The 24508-nt window shown below is 34.8% G+C and carries 20 protein-coding genes; 14 read left to right on the top strand and 6 right to left on the bottom strand.

The window, feature by feature from the left end; all coding sequences use genetic code 11:
- Positions 1–48: 48 nt before the first annotated feature.
- Positions 49–1149: an AraC family transcriptional regulator gene (locus tag PSA_RS00350; RefSeq protein ID WP_042146657.1), complete on the bottom strand. Its 1101-nt coding sequence runs from the start codon at positions 1147–1149 to the stop codon at positions 49–51.
- A gap of 181 nt (positions 1150–1330) precedes the next feature.
- Between PSA_RS00350 and PSA_RS00345 the strand changes: the two genes are divergently transcribed.
- Both PSA_RS00345 and can read left to right on the top strand, forming a co-directional pair.
- Entirely contained in the window at positions 1331–2509 is a 1179-nt protein-coding gene (locus tag PSA_RS00345; protein WP_042146662.1) for a methyltransferase, read from the top strand.
- Between the two features lie 25 nt (positions 2510–2534).
- The gene (can, locus tag PSA_RS00340; RefSeq protein ID WP_042146654.1) at positions 2535–3185 is read left to right on the top strand and encodes a carbonate dehydratase; all 651 of its coding nucleotides are present in this window, start codon (positions 2535–2537) and stop codon (positions 3183–3185) included.
- A 328-nt stretch (positions 3186–3513) separates the two neighbouring features.
- Here the strand turns inward: can and PSA_RS00335 are convergent, their stop codons facing one another.
- Positions 3514–5475, bottom strand: a complete 1962-nt coding sequence (locus PSA_RS00335; RefSeq protein WP_042146652.1) for a methyl-accepting chemotaxis protein — start codon at positions 5473–5475, stop codon at positions 3514–3516.
- Between the two features lie 138 nt (positions 5476–5613).
- Between PSA_RS00335 and PSA_RS00330 the strand changes: the two genes are divergently transcribed.
- Complete coding sequence (locus PSA_RS00330) at positions 5614–6684, top strand: hypothetical protein (RefSeq protein WP_042146650.1); 1071 nt, start codon at positions 5614–5616, stop codon at positions 6682–6684.
- A gap of 51 nt (positions 6685–6735) precedes the next feature.
- Here the strand turns inward: PSA_RS00330 and PSA_RS00325 are convergent, their stop codons facing one another.
- Positions 6736–6990, bottom strand: coding sequence for an accessory factor UbiK family protein (locus tag PSA_RS00325; protein ID WP_042146648.1), 255 nt, complete (start codon positions 6988–6990; stop codon positions 6736–6738).
- A 158-nt stretch (positions 6991–7148) separates the two neighbouring features.
- Between PSA_RS00325 and rep the strand changes: the two genes are divergently transcribed.
- Positions 7149–9161: a DNA helicase Rep gene (rep, locus tag PSA_RS00320; protein WP_042146646.1), complete on the top strand. Its 2013-nt coding sequence runs from the start codon at positions 7149–7151 to the stop codon at positions 9159–9161.
- 2 nt (positions 9162–9163) lie between these two features.
- Here rep and PSA_RS00315 read toward each other — a convergent pair whose 3' ends face one another.
- From PSA_RS00315 to PSA_RS00305, 3 genes are all read right to left on the bottom strand, one after another.
- Complete coding sequence (locus PSA_RS00315; protein ID WP_042146644.1) at positions 9164–11704, bottom strand: diguanylate cyclase domain-containing protein; 2541 nt, start codon at positions 11702–11704, stop codon at positions 9164–9166.
- A gap of 134 nt (positions 11705–11838) precedes the next feature.
- Entirely contained in the window at positions 11839–12369 is a 531-nt protein-coding gene (locus tag PSA_RS00310; RefSeq protein WP_042146642.1) for a DUF1285 domain-containing protein, read from the bottom strand.
- A complete protein-coding gene (locus tag PSA_RS00305; protein WP_042146639.1) occupies positions 12369–12947 on the bottom strand; it encodes a YceI family protein in 579 nt (192 codons plus the stop codon). The genes PSA_RS00310 and PSA_RS00305 overlap by 1 nt, the downstream gene beginning before the upstream one ends.
- Before the next feature lie 340 nt (positions 12948–13287).
- Between PSA_RS00305 and mraZ the strand changes: the two genes are divergently transcribed.
- Genes mraZ through murG form a run of 10 tightly spaced genes read left to right on the top strand, consistent with a single transcriptional unit; the run spans position 13288 to position 24507 of the window.
- Positions 13288–13746 carry a division/cell wall cluster transcriptional repressor MraZ gene (mraZ, locus tag PSA_RS00300; protein WP_042146637.1) on the top strand — a complete coding sequence of 153 codons (459 nt, stop codon included), beginning with the start codon at positions 13288–13290 and terminating at the stop codon, positions 13744–13746.
- A gap of 50 nt (positions 13747–13796) precedes the next feature.
- Positions 13797–14744 (top strand): 16S rRNA (cytosine(1402)-N(4))-methyltransferase RsmH, encoded by a 948-nt coding sequence (gene rsmH, locus PSA_RS00295; RefSeq protein WP_042146635.1) that lies wholly within the window; start codon positions 13797–13799, stop codon positions 14742–14744.
- A complete protein-coding gene (ftsL, locus tag PSA_RS00290; RefSeq protein WP_042146632.1) occupies positions 14741–15082 on the top strand; it encodes a cell division protein FtsL in 342 nt (113 codons plus the stop codon). The genes rsmH and ftsL overlap by 4 nt, the downstream gene beginning before the upstream one ends.
- Positions 15079–16899 carry a penicillin-binding transpeptidase domain-containing protein gene (locus tag PSA_RS00285; RefSeq protein ID WP_042146631.1) on the top strand — a complete coding sequence of 607 codons (1821 nt, stop codon included), beginning with the start codon at positions 15079–15081 and terminating at the stop codon, positions 16897–16899. Before ftsL ends, PSA_RS00285 begins: the two co-directional genes overlap by 4 nt.
- Entirely contained in the window at positions 16892–18373 is a 1482-nt protein-coding gene (locus PSA_RS00280) for a UDP-N-acetylmuramoyl-L-alanyl-D-glutamate--2,6-diaminopimelate ligase (protein ID WP_042146628.1), read from the top strand. Before PSA_RS00285 ends, PSA_RS00280 begins: the two co-directional genes overlap by 8 nt.
- Positions 18373–19830, top strand: coding sequence for a UDP-N-acetylmuramoyl-tripeptide--D-alanyl-D-alanine ligase (gene murF / locus PSA_RS00275; protein ID WP_042146626.1), 1458 nt, complete (start codon positions 18373–18375; stop codon positions 19828–19830). Before PSA_RS00280 ends, murF begins: the two co-directional genes overlap by 1 nt.
- The gene (gene mraY / locus PSA_RS00270; RefSeq protein WP_042146625.1) at positions 19824–20906 is read left to right on the top strand and encodes a phospho-N-acetylmuramoyl-pentapeptide-transferase; all 1083 of its coding nucleotides are present in this window, start codon (positions 19824–19826) and stop codon (positions 20904–20906) included. Before murF ends, mraY begins: the two co-directional genes overlap by 7 nt.
- Positions 20907–22241, top strand: a complete 1335-nt coding sequence (gene murD / locus PSA_RS00265; protein WP_042146623.1) for a UDP-N-acetylmuramoyl-L-alanine--D-glutamate ligase — start codon at positions 20907–20909, stop codon at positions 22239–22241. It abuts the gene before it with no gap.
- On the top strand, positions 22241–23425 hold the full coding sequence (gene ftsW / locus PSA_RS00260; RefSeq protein WP_042146621.1) for a cell division protein FtsW: 1185 nt from the start codon (positions 22241–22243) through the stop codon (positions 23423–23425). Before murD ends, ftsW begins: the two co-directional genes overlap by 1 nt.
- Positions 23425–24507 (top strand): undecaprenyldiphospho-muramoylpentapeptide beta-N-acetylglucosaminyltransferase, encoded by a 1083-nt coding sequence (gene murG / locus PSA_RS00255; RefSeq protein WP_042146619.1) that lies wholly within the window; start codon positions 23425–23427, stop codon positions 24505–24507. The genes ftsW and murG overlap by 1 nt, the downstream gene beginning before the upstream one ends.
- Position 24508: the final 1 nt, after the last annotated feature.

Genomic DNA, 24508 nt, shown 5'->3' with positions numbered 1-24508 from the left:
ATTTTATTTTTGATAAGCCTATTTTACTGGTCTGTAGTTAACTTAGCATCAGTTACACTGTTTTTTGTATTCAGTAGGTGTCATACCCATAATATCTTTAAAAGCACGATTAAATGGTCCTATGGAGCCATAGCCCAAATCTAAGGCAATGCTTAAAATAGGCTTTCTGATATTGTTGAGATCTTTAAATTGAGCGCAAGCAGCAGGAATGCGGTGGCTATTTAAAAAAGAGGAAAAATTCTTAAATCCTAATTCTTGGTTTATTAATTCTCTTAATTGATGTTCCGGAATAACTAAAATTATGGCTAACTTTTTTATAGTTAAATTTGTTTCAGTAAACTTTTCTTCTTCAATAAATAAATTTAGTTTATCTAACTCAGCTTGAAATAGATTGATTGTTTTGGGCTGATTATTTTTAATTTCTTCTGGTTCTACAATATGAGTATTTTGTATGTCTTGCTGAGATTTATATTGTTTTAATAAAACCAGATAAAAAATATTGGTACCAATAAATATTAAAGCTGAGTTGGCTAAGCTAAAAATAGAAGTGTGAACAAAATCACTTTTTGTAAGTTCAAACAGCACTAAAATAGAACCGTAAAAAGTAGTCAATAACACAATAAACATGCGAATCTTGCGACGTTTATCTATGAGGTCATCATTAATATCTTTTAATACTAGGTAAATGATATGGACTAAAACAACAGCTTCAATGGCGTGGTTTATTTGATGGAAGGCACCATTGCCTTGTAAGTATATGAAAAAGTATAACAACCATAAAATAGCAGCAATTAAGCTTGTTTGAATAGCGATATGCCAATTTTTAGGATGGAAATCATCATCTAATAGAGAGCAAGCATAAAACCATAAAACATAAGGCATTAAATCAGTAAAAAAGAGTAATACGCCTCTAAAATAACCATAATGGTGGTTGGGTATTTGCGGTGTTAATAATAAATAGGCACTGGCACAAATCATTAAAGTGATAACCAATTGCGACTTAAAGGTGATGTTTTTGGCTAAGTAAATTACAGACACTAAAAAAAACTGCCCTATAATGGCAAACCTAAAAAACAAATCAAAAATGTCTATAAATGATAAATACATAATTACAGCAAAACCTAAGTCGAGTATTGATAAATTTACCATTAAGTAAGATTTTCCACTAGAGAAATTGAATATACTGGTTTTAAGGTAAAAAATAGATGATATTTAACTGTTATTTATTGCAATATTTACCTTAGATTTAAGAAATCTTTAATTCTTAAAAAGTGATCATATGCTTGCTATCGCTGCTATAATTAGGCATCGTTTTTTGTTATGTCGTTTTATGAATTACCTTGCTCATTTTCAACAGTTAGACCAGATTTTAGTTTCGACTCGTCAATATTGGCAATTACTTGCTTTTTCTCAAAATGAACTGCCGTGGCCGCAACTACTTGATAAGCTTAATAGTTTAAGCTCAGCACAATTATTAGAATTAGAACAAAATCCTGATTTATCTTATGAATACTTTTCTGATGTGATCCCGCAACTAGCTGAATTAAAAACGCTTATAGATATTTTTTCAATGGTTACAAAAGAAGTGGAATTTCCATTTTGGCTCGAAGCAGGTATTAAAGGCCGGAAACTCGCACAATTAAAATCATTTGTTGCAGCTGTTGATGAAACGGAATTACCTGTACTTGAATGGTGTGCCGGTAAGGGGCATTTAGGCCGTATGTTGGCTTTTAAAGGTACTAAAAAAGTACATAGCGTTGAGATCCAGCCTCACTTATGTGAGCAAGGTACAGCATTGGCAAAAAAATATGATATGAATATCAATTTTACCCAAGCTGATGTGTTGCAAGATGATCTATCACAACAGATTAAACAAGAACAACATGCTGTAGCATTACATGCTTGTGGTCAATTACATCAAACTTTGATGAGGCAAGCTGTTTCTTCTAAAACACAAAAACTGTCTTTATCACCTTGTTGTTATCACTTAATGCAAGAGTCAAATCAATACCAAGCAATGAGCAATGAAGGTTTAAATAGTGAGCTAAACTTATCTAATTATGATCTAAAACTTGCATTACAAGAAACGGTTACTGCAGCTGATCGGATCACGCAAAAGCGTACCCTTGAGGTAGAGTGGCGTTTAGGCTTTGATCAGTTGATGCGAGATGTAACAGGTACAGATAAATATATTAGTGTACCTTCGGTTAGTAAAAGTATGTTTTCTACTAATTTTGAAGCATTTTGCATATGGGCCGCAGAAAAAAAATCTTTAGATTTACCTCAGGATATTGATTTCGAAAATTACTACCAGAAAGGTAAAGCGAGAAAAAAAATAACTGAAAAAATTGAATTAATACGCCATTTGTTTAGAAGGCCAATTGAAATTTGGCTGATTTTAGATCGTGTTTTGTATTTACAGCAACATGGCTATGATGTTGTAGTGAATGAATTCTGCAATAAGCAAGTGACACCAAGAAATATATTAATACGCGCACATAAAATTTAACTATATTGTATTACCAAGGGACGCAATGAAACATTTAAAAAATCTATTTGATAATAATCGACACTGGGCCTGTCAAACAACTAAAGACAACCCTGAGTTTTTCAAAGTACTTTCAATGCAGCAAAATCCAGATTATTTATGGATAGGTTGCTCAGACTCACGTGTACCGGCAAATGAAATTGTAGGGTTATTACCAGGTGAATTATTTGTTCATAGAAATGTAGCAAATGTGGTAGTTCATACTGACCATAACTGTTTATCTGTAATGCAGTATGCTGTAGAAGTTTTAAAAGTAAAGCATATCATGGTTGTAGGTCACTACGCCTGTGGTGGTGTAAAAGCTGCTCTTGATGGTGCAAAGTTAGGTTTAATTGATAATTGGTTAAGACATGTTGTAGATGTAAAAGAAAAGCATACTGAGCAATTAAATGAAATTGAAGACTACGAAAAACGTGTAGATACTTTATGTGAGCTAAACGTGATTGAGCAAGTTAAAAATGTTAGCCAAACTTCTATTGTGCAAGATGCATGGGATCGAGGCCAAGAATTAACAGTACATGGTTGGATTTATGGCTTAAAAGATGGTCATTTAAGTGATCTGAACTCTTGTACAACTAACAGTAAAGAGCTTTTAAGTATTTATCAGCAAGCAACAAAAGAAGTATTTGAACGCTAGTGTTATAGCAATTGTACTAATTAACTTCTCATTCAGCGGGAATTAAAAGCGCTTTAGACAAGGCAAATAATTGAAGTCATAGTTATTCTATTTCAAAATTATTTAACGCAGTATAAATCGCTTTTAAACCCGCCTTACAGGATCCTCTGGGGTTTACACTTCGTTGTTATGTTATCTTTTAAGGGAGTAACCATTACTGCGATAACATGCCTAGAATTGAAAACCCCCAAAGGCTCTGAATGGGAACTTACTTAATACAATTGGTATTAAATATTTTGACATAAAAAAAGCCAATCTGAATTTAAGCTTAATGCTTTAATAAAAAGAATTAAGTTTTAAACTTACCTACAAGTGAAGTTAGATTTGATGATAAACCTGATAGATGCTCAGCATTATCATTTGCTGTTGTCGCTACATCAGCAACCTCATCGGCTACATTTTTAATTTCTACTACATTACGGCTGATATCTTCTGCAACATGTTGTTGTTCTTCAGCTGCAGTTGCAATTTGTGTATTCATATTGCTTATCATATCGACTGAGTCTGTAATGCTAATAAATGCATCTTTTGCTGCAGTTGTGAGATCGACTGTTTCGCCTGATTTAGCTAAACTGTCATTCATTTCTTTAGACACACTTTGTGTCATATTACGTAATTTACCAAGTTGAACTGATATTTCTTCGGTTGATTCTGAAGTACGTTGTGACAAGGCTCTTACTTCATCTGCAACAACTGAAAACCCTCTGCCTTGTTCTCCTGCTCTAGCGGCTTCTATAGCTGCGTTGAGTGCCAGTAAATTAGTTTGTTCAGCAATACCTCTTATAACATCTAATATGGAGGTAATATTTTGGCTTTCTATATCTAGATGCTGAATGTCATCTGCTGCACTTCTTATTGTTTCGCTTAATGAGCTAACGCTAGCAACAGATTTTTCAATGATTTTTTGACCGTCATCAGAAGCTTGTTTTGACGCATTAGCAGAGTCAGCTGCATTAGCGCAACTTGAAGCAACTTCATTTGCCGTAGCTGCCATTTCATTTACAGCAGTAGCTGCTTGTTCAAGTGCTTGCTGCTGTAATTGAATTGAATCATTTAAAGTGAGTGATAAACTAGAAGACTGATCTGCAGAACCATTTACATTATGAGACGTATCATTGATTTCTTTAACTAAATTGGCGATTGAAGTTAAAAATAAATTAAAGCTATGCGCTAGCTTTCCTGTTTCATCCCCTGTACGTATTGTTAGTCTTTGAGTTAAGTCGCCACCACCTTGAGAAATAAGTTCTAAGCCATCGGTTACTTCAATAATAGGCTTAGAGATTAAACGTGCTAAATAAATTGCCCCAGTTGAAAATAAACCAATTAAAATCAGGCTGATAACTATGATAGTGGTTGCCATTTTGTTTGCAGATGCTAGTACCTCACTGGTTTTAAGTAAGCCAATAAACTTCCAACCAAGCTTTTGAGATGTATATATATTTGCTAAATAAGTTTGGTTATTAATCTCAATTTCAACTTGTCCGCTACTGAGCTTTGATAATTGTTTATATAAACCATTACTCACTTCATTAAGTGGTTTAAAATTATTTTTGGTATGTTTAGGGTCAACAAGTATGGTGCCGGTATCTTCAACCAGCATTAGATATCCGGTTTCCCCTAATTTTATTTTTGAAACCATTTCAGTTAAGCCTTTAAGGCTAACATCCATTCCTGTTACGCCAAATGATTCCCCATTAGCTGATTTAATTGCTTTTACTGTTGATACAATAACGGCATCATCAGGCTCCCAGTAATAAGCTTTTGTTCTCACAGTTGTGCCATCTGCTTGCATGCCCGTTTTAAACCAAGGTCTAGACCTAGGGTCATAATTAGCGCCAACACTACCATTAGGCCATTGTGTATATCCACCTTCTAGATTACCCATATAAATATATGAAATACCATCATGAGACTCGCCAAATTCTGTAAATAATTTATAAATATTTGCTTCTATTGGGTCATTATTTGTTGGGTCTATAGTTGTGGCGTTTGTATTATCTAAATAAGTTTCTATACCTGAGGCACCTGACGTGACATGTGAGTGATGGGATAAGTAATTTACATTTTTTTCAATTTCACCAAAAAACAAATTTATAGCGTTATCAATTTGTGAAACTTCTCTTGTATTCGCATCTTGCATATTCTCATAAGCTTGCTCTCTAGTTTGACTTACCATCAAAATAGAAATAACCAACAAAGGCAGTGTGATTGTTGCAATAAAAGCCGCTATTAGCTTTTGAGATATAGTCATAAAGGTACTCAGCATAAGTTTAATATTGCAGTAAATATAGATTCTAGAAGAAGAATCATCAACTTATAGTTATAATTGTTAGATATATTTTGAAGCTATTACTACACTTGCAGTAATTAGTTGCCTGAGGAACAAGTAATGAACAAATATTCGACCATCTTTTTTTTTATAATACTTATATTGAGCGGGAAATGCTTTGCTTCACCTGCAATATCGGGCGGAGTTTGGTTCAACTATAGTTATATAGAGGATAATGAAAGAGATAAAAATACAGTAGGGGATATCTCTGATGAAGCGTTAATTTTATATATTGATGGCGAAGCACCTGAAGGTAAAGGTAATTGGTCATACTCGGCTGAATTTAGAATTGGTAATGGTGCATTTACAGATTCTGAAAATAATGCTTCTGGAGATAACTCTACATTACACAAAGCTTGGGTTGGTTTTGATTTATCTGAAAATTATAAACTAATCGTGGGGAAATCTCAGGTACCTTTTGCATGGAAAACTGCCAATTTTTGGCCGGGTGATATGTTTCAAGCTGCCTATGGAGATCAAATGGATGTGGGTTTAAAGTTAATGGCTCAAACCGAACTGTTTGATTACCAACTTGCTTATTTTCATGCTGATGATTGGGGTGAAACATCTACCGATTCAACCGATGATAATAAACATTGGGGTAGTAGTACCACTTACCGTAAGGTGAAAACTTTTGTTGCAGATGTAAAAATCCCAATGACTGAAAGACATATTTTAGGCCTATCTGGTCAAAGTGGTAAGTTACAGGATTTAATATCTCCTGAAAATGACTTAACGGGCGATCATCAAGCATGGAGTGCTTATTATCACGGGAAATTTGATAACTTTTATATCAAGGCTGAATATATTGATGGTCAAAGAGAGTTACCACAAGCTTATGCTTCGCAAGCAAATTTAGTTGATATTATTGAAAATACGCGTTATGGATTTGAGTTTAGTTATCAAATGAATGAATGGAATTTTATCTTTGATGCGACTTGGGCTAAACCAGATACATTGGGCAATAGTGCAGATACGATAACGGCTTATGCGCCAGGTATAAGTTATGATTATGGTCCTGGTTGGATATATTTAGAATACTTAACTCAAGATGGTTGGATAGACAGAGATATGATGATCCATGAAGGTGATTTTGATGCTTGGTATTTAACGATTGATTTTTATTTCTAATTTAATACTTTATCTGGGCTAAATTTATAAGTTTAGCCCAGCAAATATACATTATTCTTTTTCAGCTAAGATAGCTTCAAGCTGAGATACTTTTTCTTCAAGTGTTGTTAGTTTTTCACGAGTGCGGATCAGAACTTGTGTTTGTATTTCAAATTCTTCGCGAGAAACAAAATCCATTTGTGATAGTTTACTCTGTAAAACTTGCTTAGTTTTGCTTTCTACCGTTTCAGCGATATTTTTAACGCCTTGAGGCATATTTTCAGTAATTTGCTTGGCAATTTCTTCAATCTTTTTAGGGTTTATCATCTGCTTGAACCTTGAATTATTTTAGTCAGCTAATCTAGCCAATACATATTTTGTTATATGGTACCCATGAGAGCAGTATTTTAATAGTTAATTTGATAAAATCTCGCTTCTTATTTTTTCATTTCTTTTTAGATAATCGTTCAGGAATTTTGTTCACTATGCAAATGAATCCAAAGCAAGATGAAGCTGTAAAATATATTAGTGGACCATGCTTAGTTTTAGCCGGTGCCGGCTCAGGTAAAACACGTGTAATTATAAATAAAATTGCATATTTGATTCAAAAATGTGACTACAAAGCACGAAATATAGCTGCGGTAACTTTTACAAATAAAGCTGCTAAAGAAATGAAGGAAAGGTTAAAACAAACTCTAGGTAAACAAGAGTCTAAAGGCATTTGGATCTCAACCTTTCATACATTAGGTTTAGAGATCATAAAAAAAGAAATTAAAACTTTGGGATTTAAGTCGGGTTTTTCTTTATTAGATGATCAAGATACCAATCAATTATTAAATGATTTAACTGAAAAAGAACTTAAAAAAGATAAAGAACAATTAAATCTGCTTAAAATGCAGATTTCAAATTGGAAGAATGAACTTATTATTCCTAAGCAAGCTATTGCTGAAGCAAGGGAGCCGCAAAAAGTATTATTTGCGCAGCTTTATGAGCGTTATCAAATTCAGTTACGTGCTTATAATGCATTAGATTTTGATGATTTGATTATGATCCCAACGTTACTTTTAGCCAAATTTCCTGAAGTAACGTTGCGTTGGCAAAATAGATTTCGCTACTTATTAGTGGATGAGTATCAAGATACTAATACAAGCCAATACCAATTAGTAAAATATTTAGTGGGTAAGCGAGCTTGTTTTACTGTGGTAGGTGATGACGATCAATCTATTTACTCATGGCGTGGTGCTAAACCCCAAAATCTTGTTTTATTAAGTAAAGACTTTCCTTCTCTTAGGCTTATCAAGCTTGAGCAAAATTACCGTAGTTATCAGCGTATATTAAAATCAGCCAATATTTTGATTGATAACAACCCGCATGTTTTTGATAAAAAGTTATTTAGTGAGCTGGCATATGGCGAACAAATAAAAGTGATTGGCACCCGTGATGAAGAACATGAAGCAGAGCGTGTTGTAGCTGAAATCATCTCACATAAATTTATGCAGCGTACTAACTATAAAGATTACGCTATTTTATACCGTGGTAATCATCAAGCGCGTATCTTTGAAAAAGGTTTAATGGCTAACCGGATTCCTTACAAAATAAGCGGTGGCATGTCATTTTTTGCACGCGCTGAAATTAAAGATATTATGGCTTATTTAAGGCTTTTGGTTAACCAAGATGATGATAATGCATTTTTACGTATTGTTAATACACCAAGGCGTGAAATTGGTACGGTAACCCTTGAAAAGTTAGGTACTCTGGCAAATGAAAAGCATATCAGCTTATTTGAAGCATGCTTTGATTCTGAGTTAACAAATCGTTTATCTGGCCGTGGTTTTAATGCGTTGCAGGGCTTTGGTCGCTGGGTTGTTGAGTTATCTGATAATACAGTCAGAGGCGATACCTTAGAAGCTGTAAAAGCCATGATCCATCAAATCGATTATGAAGATTATTTATACGAATCATCACCAAGTGGTAAAGCGGCTGAGATGAGAATGAAGAATGTATCTGAGCTCTACAAATGGATCACAGATATGTTGATTGGCAATGATGAAAATCCGCCTATGACCTTAGCTGAAGTAGTTACTAAGTTAACCTTAAGGGATATGATGGAGCGTAATGAGGATGAAGAAGAAAGCGATGCAGTACAACTGCTAACTTTACATGCTTCAAAAGGTTTGGAATACCCTTATGTGTTTATGGTGGGCATGGAAGAAGGTTTATTACCACACCAAGTAAGTATTGACGAAGAGAATATTGAAGAAGAACGACGTCTAGCTTATGTAGGTATTACACGTGCACAACAGGAACTCATATTTACCTACGCTAAAACACGTCGTCAATATGGTGAAACTTCTACTACAGAGCTAAGTCGTTTTGTACAAGAATTGCCTCAAGATGATTTAGCCTATGAATCTAGAAAGCAGCCAACAACACAATCAGAGAGGATGGAAAAAGGCCAATCTAAAGTTGCAGGCCTCAGAGCTATGCTTAAAAAATAATATTATGAATAGACGTTTTCTATATTTTTAGCTTTATGATGAATATATTCATATTGACTTGAATAGAGAGAAATACCATATTTCTTTAGTGATTTTTGATAATTAAGAATGCTTGGGCCTCTGGCAATAACAGAGGTCTGAGTAAGATTTGCAACAGCTAGCACACCTTGTAATTGCAGCTGGTAACCTTCGTCTTTAATTATTTTTTTACACATTAAAGTGCTGAGTAAAATAAACTCAAATTGATATTGGGTTAAAATACTTAAATCACATCGTGTATGGCCATAATCGTCTAAACCCATTTTTATACCCAAACTTTGTAACTTTGTAATATTATTTTTATTATTGTTGCAGATGTGGCGTAAATCAGTTTCATTAAATAATAAACATAATCTATGTGTGATGTTTAACTCTTCAAGTTCAGTGATTAACGCATTGAAATATTCATTATTTAAAAGTTCAATGCTACAGCGTACTAAAATGGCATGTTTACATTGAATAAACTCACTGATTTTGGGTAATAATGAAATTTCAATTTTATGGAAATCAACACTTTTTGGTATATACTTTTTGATTTGGCCAAATTTCATTTTGCCAAATGTTGGATGAAACCAAAATCTATCGATCAGGCAGGCTATATGGTTTTCAGTGTGAAGATCTATAATCGCACTGGCTTTAAAATAAATTTCACTGGTATCAAATTCGTTTAAACGATAGGATTCTTGTTCGTTATTATTGTTGTGATAACTTTGATAAAAAGCATATCGACCACGACCACTCTTTTTTGATTGATACATAGCAGAATCGGCATTTTTCATTATATCATCGGTATGCTTATATCCTTGATCACTACAGGTTATACCGATACTGGCACCTGAATTAATCACATTATTATTGTCTTTAAATGGACGAGATAAAGAATCAATGATGCGTTCAGCTACTTCTTGTGCTTCGTAAGCCTGATAAATATGAGTGAGTAAAATTACAAATTCATCACCTCCTAAGCGAGCTAATAAATCATGTTCTCGAATGCAGAACCCTAGCGTTTTGGCAATATGAATTAAAAATGCATCGCCAACTTGATGTCCTAAATTATCATTTATTTCTTTAAAGTTATCTAAGTCTATAAATAAAACTGCAAAGCCTGGTTGTGGGTGTCTTAAATGCTGATTAAGTGTTTGTTCAAGTCGAGACATAAATAGGCTACGGTTAGCTAATCCCGTTAATGGATCATGATGGGCATCATGATATAGTTGTAATTCAATTTTCTTTCTTTCTTCTATCTGTAGCTGTAAAAAATGATTACTACGTTGTAACTCTTGTGTTTTTTGGGTAACACGCAGTTCAAGCTGATCATGACTTAGTTCAAGTTCAGCCATAGTTAAATGTTTTTGCAACACATTTGCGATTTGTTGTGATACAAAATTAATAAGGTCAACATCATCAGCTTTAAATGAATATGTATTACCATAAGACTGGCAAGCAATAATGCCAATCACGCCATTTTCTGAAATGAGTGGGGCACCCAACCATGATGTGGCTTGCGTATTTTTAGATGTACGTTTGATTGCGCCATGCTCGATTAATTTATTTGCTTTAGTACGATTTAATAATTGAGTACTTCCTTGACTGATCACATACTCTGAATAACCCATGGCAAAACTTCTTTTTTCAAAGTTGCCAGCGATGCTATCAACCCAGTATGGAAACGAGAGCATGTTTTCTTTTTGATCATATAAACATATATAAAGATTTTCAGCATAAGTAATAGATTTCATGATTTCATGTATTTGATAATAAAAGTCATCTAAATCTTTACTTTGTGTTGCTAGCTCAGAAATTTTAAATAAAATTTGCTGTTGTTTGAGTGTTTTTTTTCTATGTTCAATTTCTATTTGGAGTGCATTATTTGTATTTGTTAATTCTGATGTTCTAAACTTTACTTCGCTTTCAAGAGACTCTCTTTGTTTAACACGTTCAATTGCTGTTGAAAGATAAAGTGAGATGATTTCAACTAATTCTATTTGAGCATCTGAATATGATTGTTCTGGATAATAAGACTGCGTAACCATAACACCAAGAATGGTTTCATCTTTATAAATAGGGATGCCAAGCCAATGTTCGCAAGGAGCGCCCTGAGGTTTAAACTTATTAAGTCTTGTATCAATTTCAATTGAATCTTTGGTGTAATATTGTGTTTTACCAGTTTTATAAACATAACCGGTTAAGCCATTGTCAAAATGGTTATTTTCAGTTAAAGGTACCTTGATCCCATCTTTTTCATCAATAAAATAATTCAGTTCTAATTTTTTAGTTTCTTCATTTATGAGAACAACATAGAAATTTTTACTAGGTAAATATGCTACTAAAATTTGATGTATGGCAGGATATAAAAGTGTCAACTCAGACACTGTACTTGCTTGCTCAGAAAGCTGAATAAGCGCATCTTGCATATTATGAAAATGCTGATACTTTTTAAGTAATTTTTTAAGGCGTTGGTTATATTTAGTAACCTTATTTAACGCGATTGTTGAATCTTCCACTGACCCGAACCATTGTTATAATTATTATGGTTAATATTTGTGCAGTATAATTCCATTTTTATTAGGCAAGGTCAAGATAAAAAAACTAAATGAGAAAGAGATCGATTTTTTTATCTTTTGTACCTAATTATTTTTTATCCTAATAAAAACAGTTCATTAGCCGATTCTATATAGAATTTATTATCAATTTGTTTGGCTACTTCAGCCCATTGATAATATACATTCCTATTAATTTTGGCTGTTAAGCCATGGTTTAAGGTTAAATAAGGTAATTTTGCATCTTTATTATTGGTTGAGTCATTAGTTTTTAAAATTAAAGGGTGATTTTGACATAAGAGATATTGCCGCCCTAAATTATCTATACAGCATAAAACATCGCCTTGTTCGCTTTTTTGCCAATTCCAGTTGGTTATTAAAAATGGCGCATCTTCAACTTGAATTTTTATTTTCTCGACCGGAGTTTTTAAGAAGTACTCGTAAGATTCTTGGATTAAAACTGTGGCAAATAACTTAACCATAGATATCCTATTAATTGGGCTGCCCATATAATGCCAAGATCCGTCTTTTTTAATCTCAATTGGCATTTCACCACAATAATCAGGATCCCAAGAGTCTAGCGGAGGTGTACCTGCCTCTAGAAGCTTGCTCAATTCACTTAAGTTCATTAATTAGCTTTAGTAAGTGTGAGTACAAAAGAAACTGGAACTGAATGCGTAATTGAAGGCAATTTTGCAAGTTCTTGTAATTTATCAATACCGGTCGTTAAATTATAGTCTGCTGGGTTTATGATCACAGGCATAAATGATGCTACAACAATATCACCATTAGATTGCTGAGTTGCTAATACTTCAAGAGAGATTAGCTTGTTAATTCCATTAAGTGCTAAATCAGCTTGTGTTTTTAAAATAGCACTTTGACCTTTTTTAAGACTTTTAAGCTGCTTAGACAGATCTGATGTCAGGTTTAGTTTAGGAAATACTTCAGTATTAAATAAAAACTTTTGCATTCTTTCGTTACGAATAGGAATTAAAGTTTCAACGCTAGTTAAGTTAATCTCAAGGTTAAATTGACCTACATCATTGATTGAAGCATTTAACTTTTTGAAATAATGGCTCTCACCTATCTCATTTTTTTTTACAGAAACAAAATTAACACGTGATAATTCGTTATTTAAATTCCAATTTGCAAAAGAAGCAGTACTGAATAAGCAAAGCGCTAATCCAGAAAGTGAATATTTAAGCATGACATACCTATATTATTAAGTAATAAATTCTGTTTTTTAGTATAGTTGATTTTACCATAGTGAAAATACTCTATATAAATTAAATTGATAGCTTAAAGTATATAAAATCAGCATTAGATAGGTTTTTTGTTATCAAACATGTCATTTTTTAATCTTTTTATTATTTCCCTCTTAAATTCAATCGCTTTGTTTTAGCCCTTATTTTTTCTGGTCTAACGCGAAGATTTAACTTCTAAGATTGCTTGACAAATATGCTTGTCAAGTCCTAAAATCGTTGTTCGTGGTAAATTGTGGGTAAAAGTGGTCTTTTAAGACTAAAAATATTAAAAAGGTCCATTTTATGTTCCGTGGGGCACATTCAGTCAGCTTAGATAGTAAGGGGCGCTTGGCAATTCCAACCAAGTATCGCGCTTTGCTGCATGCTGATAATGATGGGCACATGGTATGTACTGTCGATTTACAACAAAGGTGTTTATTACTTTATTCTTTATCGGAATGGCAAGAGATAGAAGCGCGTTTACTCAAGTTATCTAATATGAATGTGAGTGAGCGTCGCGTTCAAAGGGTTTTACTTGGTAATGCTATGGATTGTCAGATAGATAAAAATGGACGTATTTTGCTTTCATCGCCTTTAAGAGAGCACGCAGGTTTAAGTAAAAAAATTATGCTTGTGGGTCAACTCAATAAATTCGAGTTATGGGATGAGCAAACCTGGCATGAACAAATGAAGTTAGATATAGAGCAAGAACAAGCTGGAGATTTTGAGCTCTCCGATGGTTTAAAAGATTTTTCTTTTTAACTGAAAATAAAATAAATGATTGCATTGGCATAATAGGAATACTAAAAAACGTGGAAAAATCGACAGCAACACAAGAACATATATCGGTATTACTTGAAGAAACAATTGACGCGCTGGCGATTAAACCCGATGGTATTTATATTGATGGGACTTTTGGTCGTGGTGGGCATTCAGGTCAAATTCTTAAAAGGTTAGGCGATAATGGTCAGCTACAGGCTATCGATAGAGATCCTCAAGCAATTGCTTCTGCTGAAAAATATAAAGATGATCCGCGTTTTTCTATTGCGCATAATACTTTTTCTGAAATCAAGTTAGTTGCTGAAAATGCTGGGCTTTTAGGAAAGGTTGATGGGATTTTATTAGATATAGGCGTATCTTCACCACAGTTAGATGATGCTGAACGTGGCTTTAGTTTTATGAAAGATGGCCCGTTAGACATGCGTATGGATCCAACTAAAGGCCGAAGTGCAGCACAGTGGTTGGCTGAAGCTGAACTAGAAGATATTGTTTTTGTTATTAAAAAGTATGGTGAAGAGAAATTTGGTCGCCGTATAGCTCATAAAATTTTAGAAACACGAGAAGAAACTCCAATCACAAGTACGGCACAATTAGCTAAGTTAATTGATGAAGCGGTGCCAGTTAAAGATAAACATAAGCATCCTGCAACACGTACTTTCCAAGCAATTAGAATTTATATCAATAGTGAGTTAGAAGAAATTGAAACAGCACTGAATGCGTCATTAGATGTATTAAAACCAGGCGGTCGTTTAGTGGTTATCTCGTTCCACTCATTAGAAGACCGTATAGTAAAGCAATTTATTAAACGTCAAAGTAAAGGTAAGGCTGTGCCTAGAGGTTTGCCTTTGACGGATGAACAATTGAAGCAAGATTTAACTTTAAAAGCGATCGGTAAAGCAATTAAACCAAGTGAAGCAGAGCTTGAAGCAAATTATAGAGCGAGAAGTTCAGTGCTTAGAGTAGCCCAGAGATTGGAATGAATACAAAAAGTAGTGTTATAAAAAATAATGCTAGGCAGCCCAATCTTTTTGCTGAAATATTAAAAGGTTTTTTTAAAGAGAAAATAGTATGTTTATTACTTTTTCTCATTTTTGTTTCTGCACTATCGGTTGTGCAGGTAACTTATGCCTCAAGGCAAGAGTTAATAACACAAGATGAATTGTTGCAGCAAAGGGATGATTTAGATTTGCAATGGCGTTATTTGCTTGTTGAGCAAGAGTTTTATGCTCAACATGTACGTATTGAAGAAATTGCAAAAACTAAATTAGGAATGAAAAGGCCACAAAGTAAAGATGAACAGGTAGTGATCTTGCCATGAGAAATGCGCAAAGAAAAAAAATAAAATCTAATTTTCATCATGGTCGATTTATTATCGTCTGCATTTGCATATCTATCGTTTTTGTAGGTTTAGCTGCGCGTGCGGCCTATATTCAAATTATAGAACCTGATATGGCGGTAAATGAAAGTGATAAAAGAACTAAGCGCGTAAAAAAACTACATGTTCAAAGAGGTATGATCTTTGACCGTATGGGTAAAGAGCTTGCTGTAAGTGTACCTGTTGTAAGTGTTTATGTTGATCCGAAAAATTTAAATAAAGGATTAATCAAAAAGGTATTAAGAGCAGCTAGAAAACAAGGTGAAGACACTAAGTTATTAGCTAAAGACAAAGTTGAATTAGCTAAACGTGTAAAAGAGCACTATCAAGAAGATGATCGTTGGAAAGAACTTGCCGATGTTTTAAGAGTAAAACAAAAGACCATTGATTATCGTTTAGTGGGAGATCCAACAAAGCGTTTTATTTATTTACAACGTCAAATTACCCCTGCAGTTGCTGAATATATTAAACGATTACAATTACCTGGCATTCATTTAATTGATGAATCCAAAAGGTATTATCCTGCAGGAGAAGTAACCGCTCACGTACTTGGTTTTACAAATATTGATGGTGAAGGCATTGAGGGTATGGAGAAGCTTTATGATAAAGCTTTAACAGGCACTGACGGCAGAAGAACTTACCGTAAGGATGCTCAAGGCAGAGAAATAGAGATCTTAGATGAAAGAGAGCGTGTAGAGCCTGAATCTATACATTTAAGCATAGATCAGCGTATTCAAGCGATTGCATATAAAGCTTTAAAATCAGCCGTTTTGTCTTTTAAAGCGACTTCTGGTTCAGCTATGGTCGTAGATGTAAAAACCGGTGAGATATTGGCTATGGTTAATAGTCCGTCATATAACCCAAATAACCTATCAAATGCATTACCTCATAAGCGAAGAAATCGTGCCATTACAGATTTATTTGAACCTGGCTCTACCGTAAAACCTTTGGCTATTTTAGCAGGCCTAGAATATGGCACTATTGAAGATGATAGCATTATAAATACCTATCCAGGCTATATGAGAGTGGGCGGCAGTGTTGTTAAAGATTCTCGTAATTATGGCAAGATGACTTTAAGGCAAATTATTCAAAAATCGAGCAATATGGGGGTCGCTAAAGTAACCAAAGAACTGCCTAAAGATTATATCGTAGGTCTATATGAAAAAGTGGGTTTTGGTGAAGACTCTGGCACAACTATGATAGGTGAAAGTAGCGGTTTATTTTCGCCTAGGCGTCGCTGGTCTGATTTCGAAATCGCCACTTTATCGTTTGGATATGCACTTGCCATTAGTACTGCACAATTATCGCGTTTTTACGCCACTTTAGGCTCAGGAGGTATATCGCGCCCGCTAACAATATTAAAGCAAGATGTGCCTATGATTGGCGAGCGAATTTTTGAGAAGAAAAATGTTAATTCAGTACTTGAAATGATGGAAAGTGTTTTTGAAAGAGGCGGTACGGCACCTAATGTTAAATTAGATGGTTATCGTGTTGCTGCAAAAACTGGTACTTCTAAAAAAGCAGTTGCCGGTGGTTACGGTGATGAATATGTGAATTATTTTGCCGGTGTAGGTCCAGTATCAGATCCAAGATTATCAGTAGTTGTAATGGTTAATGAGCCGGGTGGCGATGAATACTATGGTGCTACAACAACTGGTCCTGCATTTACCGAAATTATGTCGGGCGCTTTACGTATTCTTAATGTTGCACCTGATTTGAATACCGTTGCAGCAAAAAAAGTAGGAGCTAATCGTGGTTGATATAAAAAACTGTTTGGCTCAAATAGGTGTAAATTCACCTTCAATACAAATAAATAACCTTGTTTTAGATAGTAGAGAAATACAAGTTGGTGATGCTTTTATTGCGATTAAAGGCCATGAGTTAGATGGCGGTAAATTTATACTATCTGCATTAAATAAAGGTGCTTTATTAGTACTTGCAGATAGTGAGTGCCAAATTGATAGTGATATTGAGCCATCGAAAATAATAAAAATTGATCAATTAAATAATAAGTTAGCTAAGTTAAGTGCATCTTTTTATGATAATCCTAGCCAAAAATTACACTTAGTTGGTGTAACTGGCACTAACGGTAAATCAACAATTAGCAGCATGATTGCAAACTTAATAGCGGCATGTGAACAAAGCACTGCTGTTATAGGTACTTTAGGTTGGGGAAGTCTTGATGCCTTAGCGCCACTTAATAATACAACGCCATCATCTGTTGATTTGCAGCATATGTTATCAAATCTACAGCAAAGCCACACTGATTTAGTTGCTATGGAAGTATCATCTCATGGTTTGAGTCAAGGTCGCGTTGATGAATGTCAGTTTAGTGCATCTGTGTTTAGTAACTTATCACGAGATCACCTTGATTATCATGGTGATATGGCAAGTTATGCCGCAGCTAAATTAAAATTATTCACTCAGTATCAGGCAAATTTAAATGCTTTTAATTTAGACGATTCTGTCTCAATAAATTGGCTTGAAACACATAAGTTTAAAAATACCGTATTGTTTGGCAAAGGTGATACACCTTTATCTAAGCATCAATATGTTTTATTTAGTGATGTACAATGCACGGCAGAGGGCATAAAAGCCAAGTTTATTACAAGTTGGGATGAGCCAGATGTTATAAATGAAGTTACTTGTCCTTTATTTGGTGAGTTTAATCTGTATAACTTAGCTGCTGCACTTTCTGTTGCATTAGGTTTAGGTTACACAATAAAACACATATTTAAAGCTGCTAATAATTTAAAGCCTATCGCTGGTCGAATGCAGCCTTTTTCAGGTTTAAATAAACCAACTTGCATAGTTGATTATGCACATACGCCAGAAGCGTTAGAATTAGCTTTACAAGCTTTGCAGCATCATGTGCCTGGCGGTGTAACCTGTGTATTTGGCTGTGGTGGTGATAGAGACAAAGGTAAGCGCGCTTTAATGGCGAAAGCTGCACAAAAATATGCAAATAAAATAGTGGTTACCAGTGATAACCCTAGAACAGAAAATCCTGATGATATTATTAATGATGTATTACTGGGTTTTTCAAATAAGAATAACGTGCAAGTTGAAGCTGATAGAGGAAAAGCAATTACCTTAGCTGTTTCACAAGCATCAAAACATGAAGTTGTTTTGGTAGCCGGCAAAGGCCATGAAGACTACCAAATCATAGGTGATAAAATAATAAACTTTTGCGATAGAGCTTGGGTTGAACAGCTGTTAAAAGGTGGTTGCTGATGATCCCAATGGATTTTAAATGGATAGCAAAAGTTTTAGGGGTGACTGAAAACCTCAAAGATATTAATGAAAATAATAAATCTGTAAGCAATATAAATACAGATACACGCACAATTAGCTCAAATGAAGTGTTTTTAGCACTTAAAGGCGCAAACTTTGATGGTCATAAGTTTGTTAAAAAAGCCATTAACCAAGGTGCAACAGCGGTTATTGTTGAACAAGATGTATTGAGTGAAATTGAAGCTGAAGGTGTCGTTCAATTTATTGTAGCAGATACCCGAATTGCTTTGGGTTTACTTGGCAGTGCAGTGAAAGCAGAGGTTTCGCCAAAAACTATCGCCATAACAGGTAGTGTAGGTAAAACGACAGTTAAAGAAATGACCGCTGCAATTTTAGGTTTAAATGCTAAAGTATTGGCTACAAATGGCAACTTCAATAATGATATTGGCGTACCGCTTACTTTATTACGTTTAGAGCAAGATGATGAATATGCTGTTATTGAGCTAGGTGCAAATCATTTAGGCGAGATAGATTATACCAGTAACTTAGTTAAGCCTGATGTTGCTACCATTTGTAATGTGGCCGCGGCTCACTTAGAAGGTTTTGGTAGTATAGATGGTGTCGCTAAAGCGAAAGGTGAGATTTTTAATGGTTTAAAAGACGCAGGCACCGCCGTTTTAAATTTTGATAGTAATTATCATGATTTTTGGTTTAAAACTTTAACATCCAAAAAAATAATGCAATTTTCCAGCAAAATTCAAAAAGATGTTTGGGCTGAAAATATTAGCTTTGATCAACTTGGTCGCGCCAATTTTGATTTATGCATTGAAAATGAATCTGCTTTTGTACAGTTACAATTGCCCGGTGAACATAATATAAAAAATGCATTAACAGCTACTGCACTCACCTTAGCGCTAGATATTCCTTTAAAACAAATTTCTCAAGGGCTATCAAACATAGAGCAAGTTAAGGGGCGAGTTAATTTAATTGAACTAAACAAAGATATTACCATTATTGATGATAGCTACAATGCTAATGTGCAATCGGTGAAGGCTGCAATAGATTTACTTAAACAGATCCAAGGGCATACTATTTTAGCTTTAGGTGATATGGGTGAGTTAGGTGAAGATGCTTTAAGTTATCATCAAGATGTAGGGACTTATGCTAAATCTGAAGGTATAAAGCAACTTTATACATTAGGCACATTAAGTATGGGTGCCCATGAAGGGTTTTACACAGAGCATACATCAAATAAAAATACACAGCATTTTATGGATAGAACTGCACTTTTAAATCAGCTTTTAACTGATTTTTCACAACACAATAAATCAGAAAAAATAACAATATTAATTAAGGGGTCGCGCAGTGCGGCTATGGAATTATTAGTGCAAGATATAATAAAAAATAAAGAAGCATGTGAACTTCAAACTAAAGAGTCTGGAGATTTATTATGTTAATGTGGTTAGCTGAGTATTTAACGCAATATTATTCTGGATTTAATGTTTTCTCTTATCTGACATTTAGAGCTATTTTAGGTATTTTTACCGCTTTATTTATCTCTTTGTATTTTGGTCCAAAATTAATAAAAGCATTACAACGTATGCAAATTGGGCAGACTGTCCGTGATGATGGACCTGAGTCTCATTTATCTAAGTCTGGTACGCCTACCATGGGTGGTTTGTTGATATTGGCCTCTATTTTTACCAGTACGCTATTTTGGGCTGATTTAAGTAACAAATATGTTTGGGTGACTTTATTTGTTATTGGTTCTTTAGGTGCTGTTGGCTTTGTCGATGACTATAGAAAAGTGATCAGAAAAGATAGTAATGGTCTGATTGCGCGCTGGAAGTATTTTTGGCAATCAGTGATTGCGTTAGTGACTGCGTGTTTCTTATTTTTCACCCAGCAATTAGATGCTGAAACGGCGCTATTAATTCCATTTTTTAAAGAAGTCATGCCTCAACTTGGTATCTTCTTTATTGTTATGAGTTACTTTGTAATTGTAGGTACCTCTAATGCAGTTAACTTAACTGATGGTTTAGATGGTTTAGCAATTGTGCCAACTATTTTAGTGGCAGCTGCTTTTGCTTTTATTGCTTATGTAACAGGTAATGTGAATTTTGCTAATTACCTAAATATCCCTCATATACCACTCACAAGTGAACTTGTCATAGTGTGTACTGCCATAGTGGGAGCCGGACTTGGTTTCCTATGGTTCAATACTTATCCAGCGCAGATATTTATGGGAGATGTCGGTTCTTTGGCTCTGGGCGGAGCTCTAGGCATAATCGCAATTTTAGTACGTCAAGAATTGGTATTGGTCATTATGGGTGGTGTATTTGTAATGGAAGCTTTATCGGTAATTTTACAAGTTGGCTCATACAAATTAAGAGGCCAAAGGATCTTTAGAATGGCACCTATACATCATCATTATGAATTAAAAGGTTGGCCAGAGCCTAGGGTAATCGTACGTTTTTGGATTATTTCTGTGGTATTAGTTTTAGCCGGTTTAGCAACATTGAAGCTGAGATAAATGAATTATTTAAAGCAGTTAAAAGAGTTAAATATTATCGTGCTTGGTCTGGGAGTTTCCGGATTGAGCACAGTGCGTTTTTTACTGCAAAATAATATCAACCCTATCGTGATTGATAGTCGTTTAAATGCGCCTGGTTTAGATTGGTTGCAAGCAAACGCACCTGAGATTGAAGTTAAGCTTGGGGATTTATCAAAATCTAATTTGTCACAAGCTGATTTAATCATTATCAGCCCTGGTATTGCATTAGCGCAAACAGATGTTGCATTAGCAATCACATCAGGTGTTGAAGTGATAGGCGATATTGAATTATTTGCACGTATCAATACACAACCAGTGATAGCTGTAACGGGCTCTAATGGTAAATCAAGTGTTGTAACTTTAACTGCAAAAGTATTGGAAAAAGCCGGTTTTAAAGTGGGCTTAGGCGGTAATATCGGCACGCCTATTTTAGACTTGCTAACGCAAAATAGAGATGTATTTGTTTTAGAGTTATCTAGTTTTCAGTTAGAAACAACATCAAGTTTAAAACCTGTTAGCGCCACTGTGCTTAATATTTCAGAAGATCATTTAGACAGATACGATGGCATGGCGCACTACACTCAAACGAAACATAACATTTATGAAAATTGTGAAAACGCGATTTACAGTTTAGACGATAAAGAGACTTATCCAACTAAGGTTAATAATAAATTAAGTTTTGCAGCTGACAATGCTGATTTTTGTTTAGTTACACAAAATGGTCAAAGTTACTTTAGTGCCTTAGGTAAAATATTATTTGAAACAAGTAACTTAAAAGTTGAAGGTAAACATAATCAGCTAAATGCATTAGCTGTGATGGCTTTATTATCTCCGTGGAACTTAGAGACCAAAACTTTCAAACAGGCCTTTAATGAATTTTTAGGATTAGAGCATAGGTGCCAGTTAGTTTGTTCACATCAGAATGTGAAATACTTTAATGATTCTAAAGCCACTAATATTGGAGCTTGTATCGCTTCAATTGAGAGCTTAGCTGCGGGTAGTAATAAAAATATTATTTTAATTGCTGGCGGTGATGGCAAAGGTGCTGACTTCTCTGCTTTAAAAGCATATTTTGATAAACACATTAAAAAGCTAATTTGTTTAGGCAAAGATGCGCATCAATTAGCTAAATTAAGCGTTAGTGCATTGCAAGTGAGCTCTATGGCAGACGCTGTTAATTTAGCCTCTGAATATGCTTTATCAGGTGATATTGTTTTATTGGCACCTGCGTGTTCAAGTTTAGATATGTATCCAAATTTTATGGCCCGTGGCGTTGACTTTTCACAGTTAGCTTTACAACAAAAGGCTAACTGATGAATTGGTTAGTTAGTGTAAAACGCAAATTGCTTTCAAATAATGATAACGGTGCTTCGTCAATTTATGACCCAGTTATTATTTATTGCATTATGTTATTGATAGGTGTTGGTTTTGTAATGGTAACAAGTGCATCTATGCCTGTTGCAGAACGTTTATTTAATAATCCTTTTCACTTTACATTACGGCATGGCATTTTTTTAGGTTTGAGTTTTATTTATTTAGCTGTAAGCGTTAGCTTACCTATGGCTTGGTGGAAAAAAGCCAACCCTTATTTACTATTAGCTGGAATGGCCTTGTTAGTTTTGGTGTTGCTTATAGGTCGAGAAGTGAATGGTTCACAACGTTGGATTGGGCTCGGTCCTTTTAATATGCAAGTTGCAGAGATAGCAAAGTTATATTTCTTTAGTTATTTAGCTGGATATTTAGTACGTAAGCGTGATGAAGTAAAAGAAAACTTTATGGGGTTTGTTAAGCCAATTATTGTGTTTGTTGTATACGCAGGCTTGATTTTAATGCAGCCAGATTTAGGTACTGTTGTTGTAATGTTTGTAACAACAGTGGGGCTCTTATTTTTAGCAGGCGCTCAATTATGGCAATTTTTTATGCTTCTAATGGCGGGCGGTGGCTTAATTGTTTTGTTAATTGTATTTTCTCCTTATCGTTGGGCAAGGGTGACCTCTTTTTGGGACCCTTGGGATGACCCGTTTGGTAAAGGTTATCAGCTAGTACAGTCTTTAATGGCTTATAGTCGGGGTAGTTGGTGGGGTCAAGGCTTAGGTAACAGTATTCAAAAACAAGAATACCTACCAGAAGCGCATACAGATTTTATTTTTTCAGTCATCGCTGAAGAAACTGGTTTTATAGGTGTTTTAAGTATTTTAGCTATTTTGTGTGTATTGGTATTTCGCGCTTTAATAATTGGAAAAAAAGCACTGCAAAGCGGTAAAGAATATGAGGGCTATTTTGCTTTGGCTATTGGCATTTGGTTTGCTTTTCAAACCATGGTTAATATCGGAGCGAGTGCTGGTATATTACCAACAAAAGGTCTTACTTTGCCTTTTGTTTCTTATGGTGGTTCCAGTATGTTGATGATGACAATCGCAATAGGCATTTTATTAAGAATAGATTTTGAGGTAAAACTGGCTACTAGGCAGGCAACATCCGGAGGGCGAAAAAAATAATGAATAAAAAACAACAAAAATTAATGATAGTCGCCGGTGGTACTGGGGGGCATATATTCCCAGGTATAGCGGTTGCAGAGTATTTGATAAAACAAGACTGGCAAGTTGTTTGGTTGGGGACATCAGACAGAATGGAAGCCGACGTAGTGCCGAAGCACGGCTTAGATATTCGTTTTATTGATGTTAAAGGTGTGCGTGGTAACGGTTTAAAAAGGCTTATAAAGGCACCTTTCATGGTGTTAAAGGCAATCTTGCAAGCGCGTAAAGTAATGCAACACGAACAGCCTGATGTGTTATTAGGTATGGGTGGTTATATTACAGGTCCTGCAGGTTTAGCTGCAAAAACATTAGGGATCCCTTTAATTGTGCATGAACAAAATGCAGTTGCAGGAATGAGTAATAAGCTGCTTGCTAAATTTTCAAATCAAGTCTTAGGTGCATTTCCTGGGGCGTTTCCTGAGGTTGATTATCAGGTTGTTGGTAACCCGGTCAGAGAAAGTGTTGCAAATATAGAGTACGAGCCGTCGGAGCAGTCATGCCGTATTTTAGTTATTGGTGGTTCATTAGGTGCAAAAGTATTAAATGATGAGCTACCTGCGGTATTTTCTCAGTTAAATAAAGTCAAACCAATAGAGGTTTGGCATCAAACTGGTAAAGGTAATTTAGGAGCTGTAAAAGGCGCTTATCAAGAATTATCTCTCAAGGCTAAAGTAGCGCAATTTATAGATGATATAGACGCGGCTTATGCTTGGGCTGATATTGTTGTATGTCGTTCTGGCGCCCTAACAGTAAGTGAAATCGCAGCTGCAGGGAAAATGGCTTTATTTGTGCCGTTTCCACATGCTGTAGATGATCATCAAACTGAAAATGCGAAATTTTTAGTATCAAATCAAGCTGCATTATTGTTACAGCAAAGAAATTTAAATCAGCAAAGTTTAGTTGCGTTATTAAAGCCTTTTATAGAGCAACCACAGTTAATTAAAGAGATGGCTGATAAAGCTAAGTCTTATGCTCAAACAGATGCAACTGAACAAGTGGCTAATTATATAAAACAGCATACTCGTTATACATGTACAAATTAAA

This window comes from Pseudoalteromonas sp. '520P1 No. 423' (genome assembly GCF_001269985.1).
Taxonomy (GTDB): Bacteria; Pseudomonadota; Gammaproteobacteria; order Enterobacterales; family Alteromonadaceae; genus Pseudoalteromonas.
Note: the sequence above shows the minus strand (reverse complement) of the source record. Positions and strands in the feature narration are given on the sequence as shown.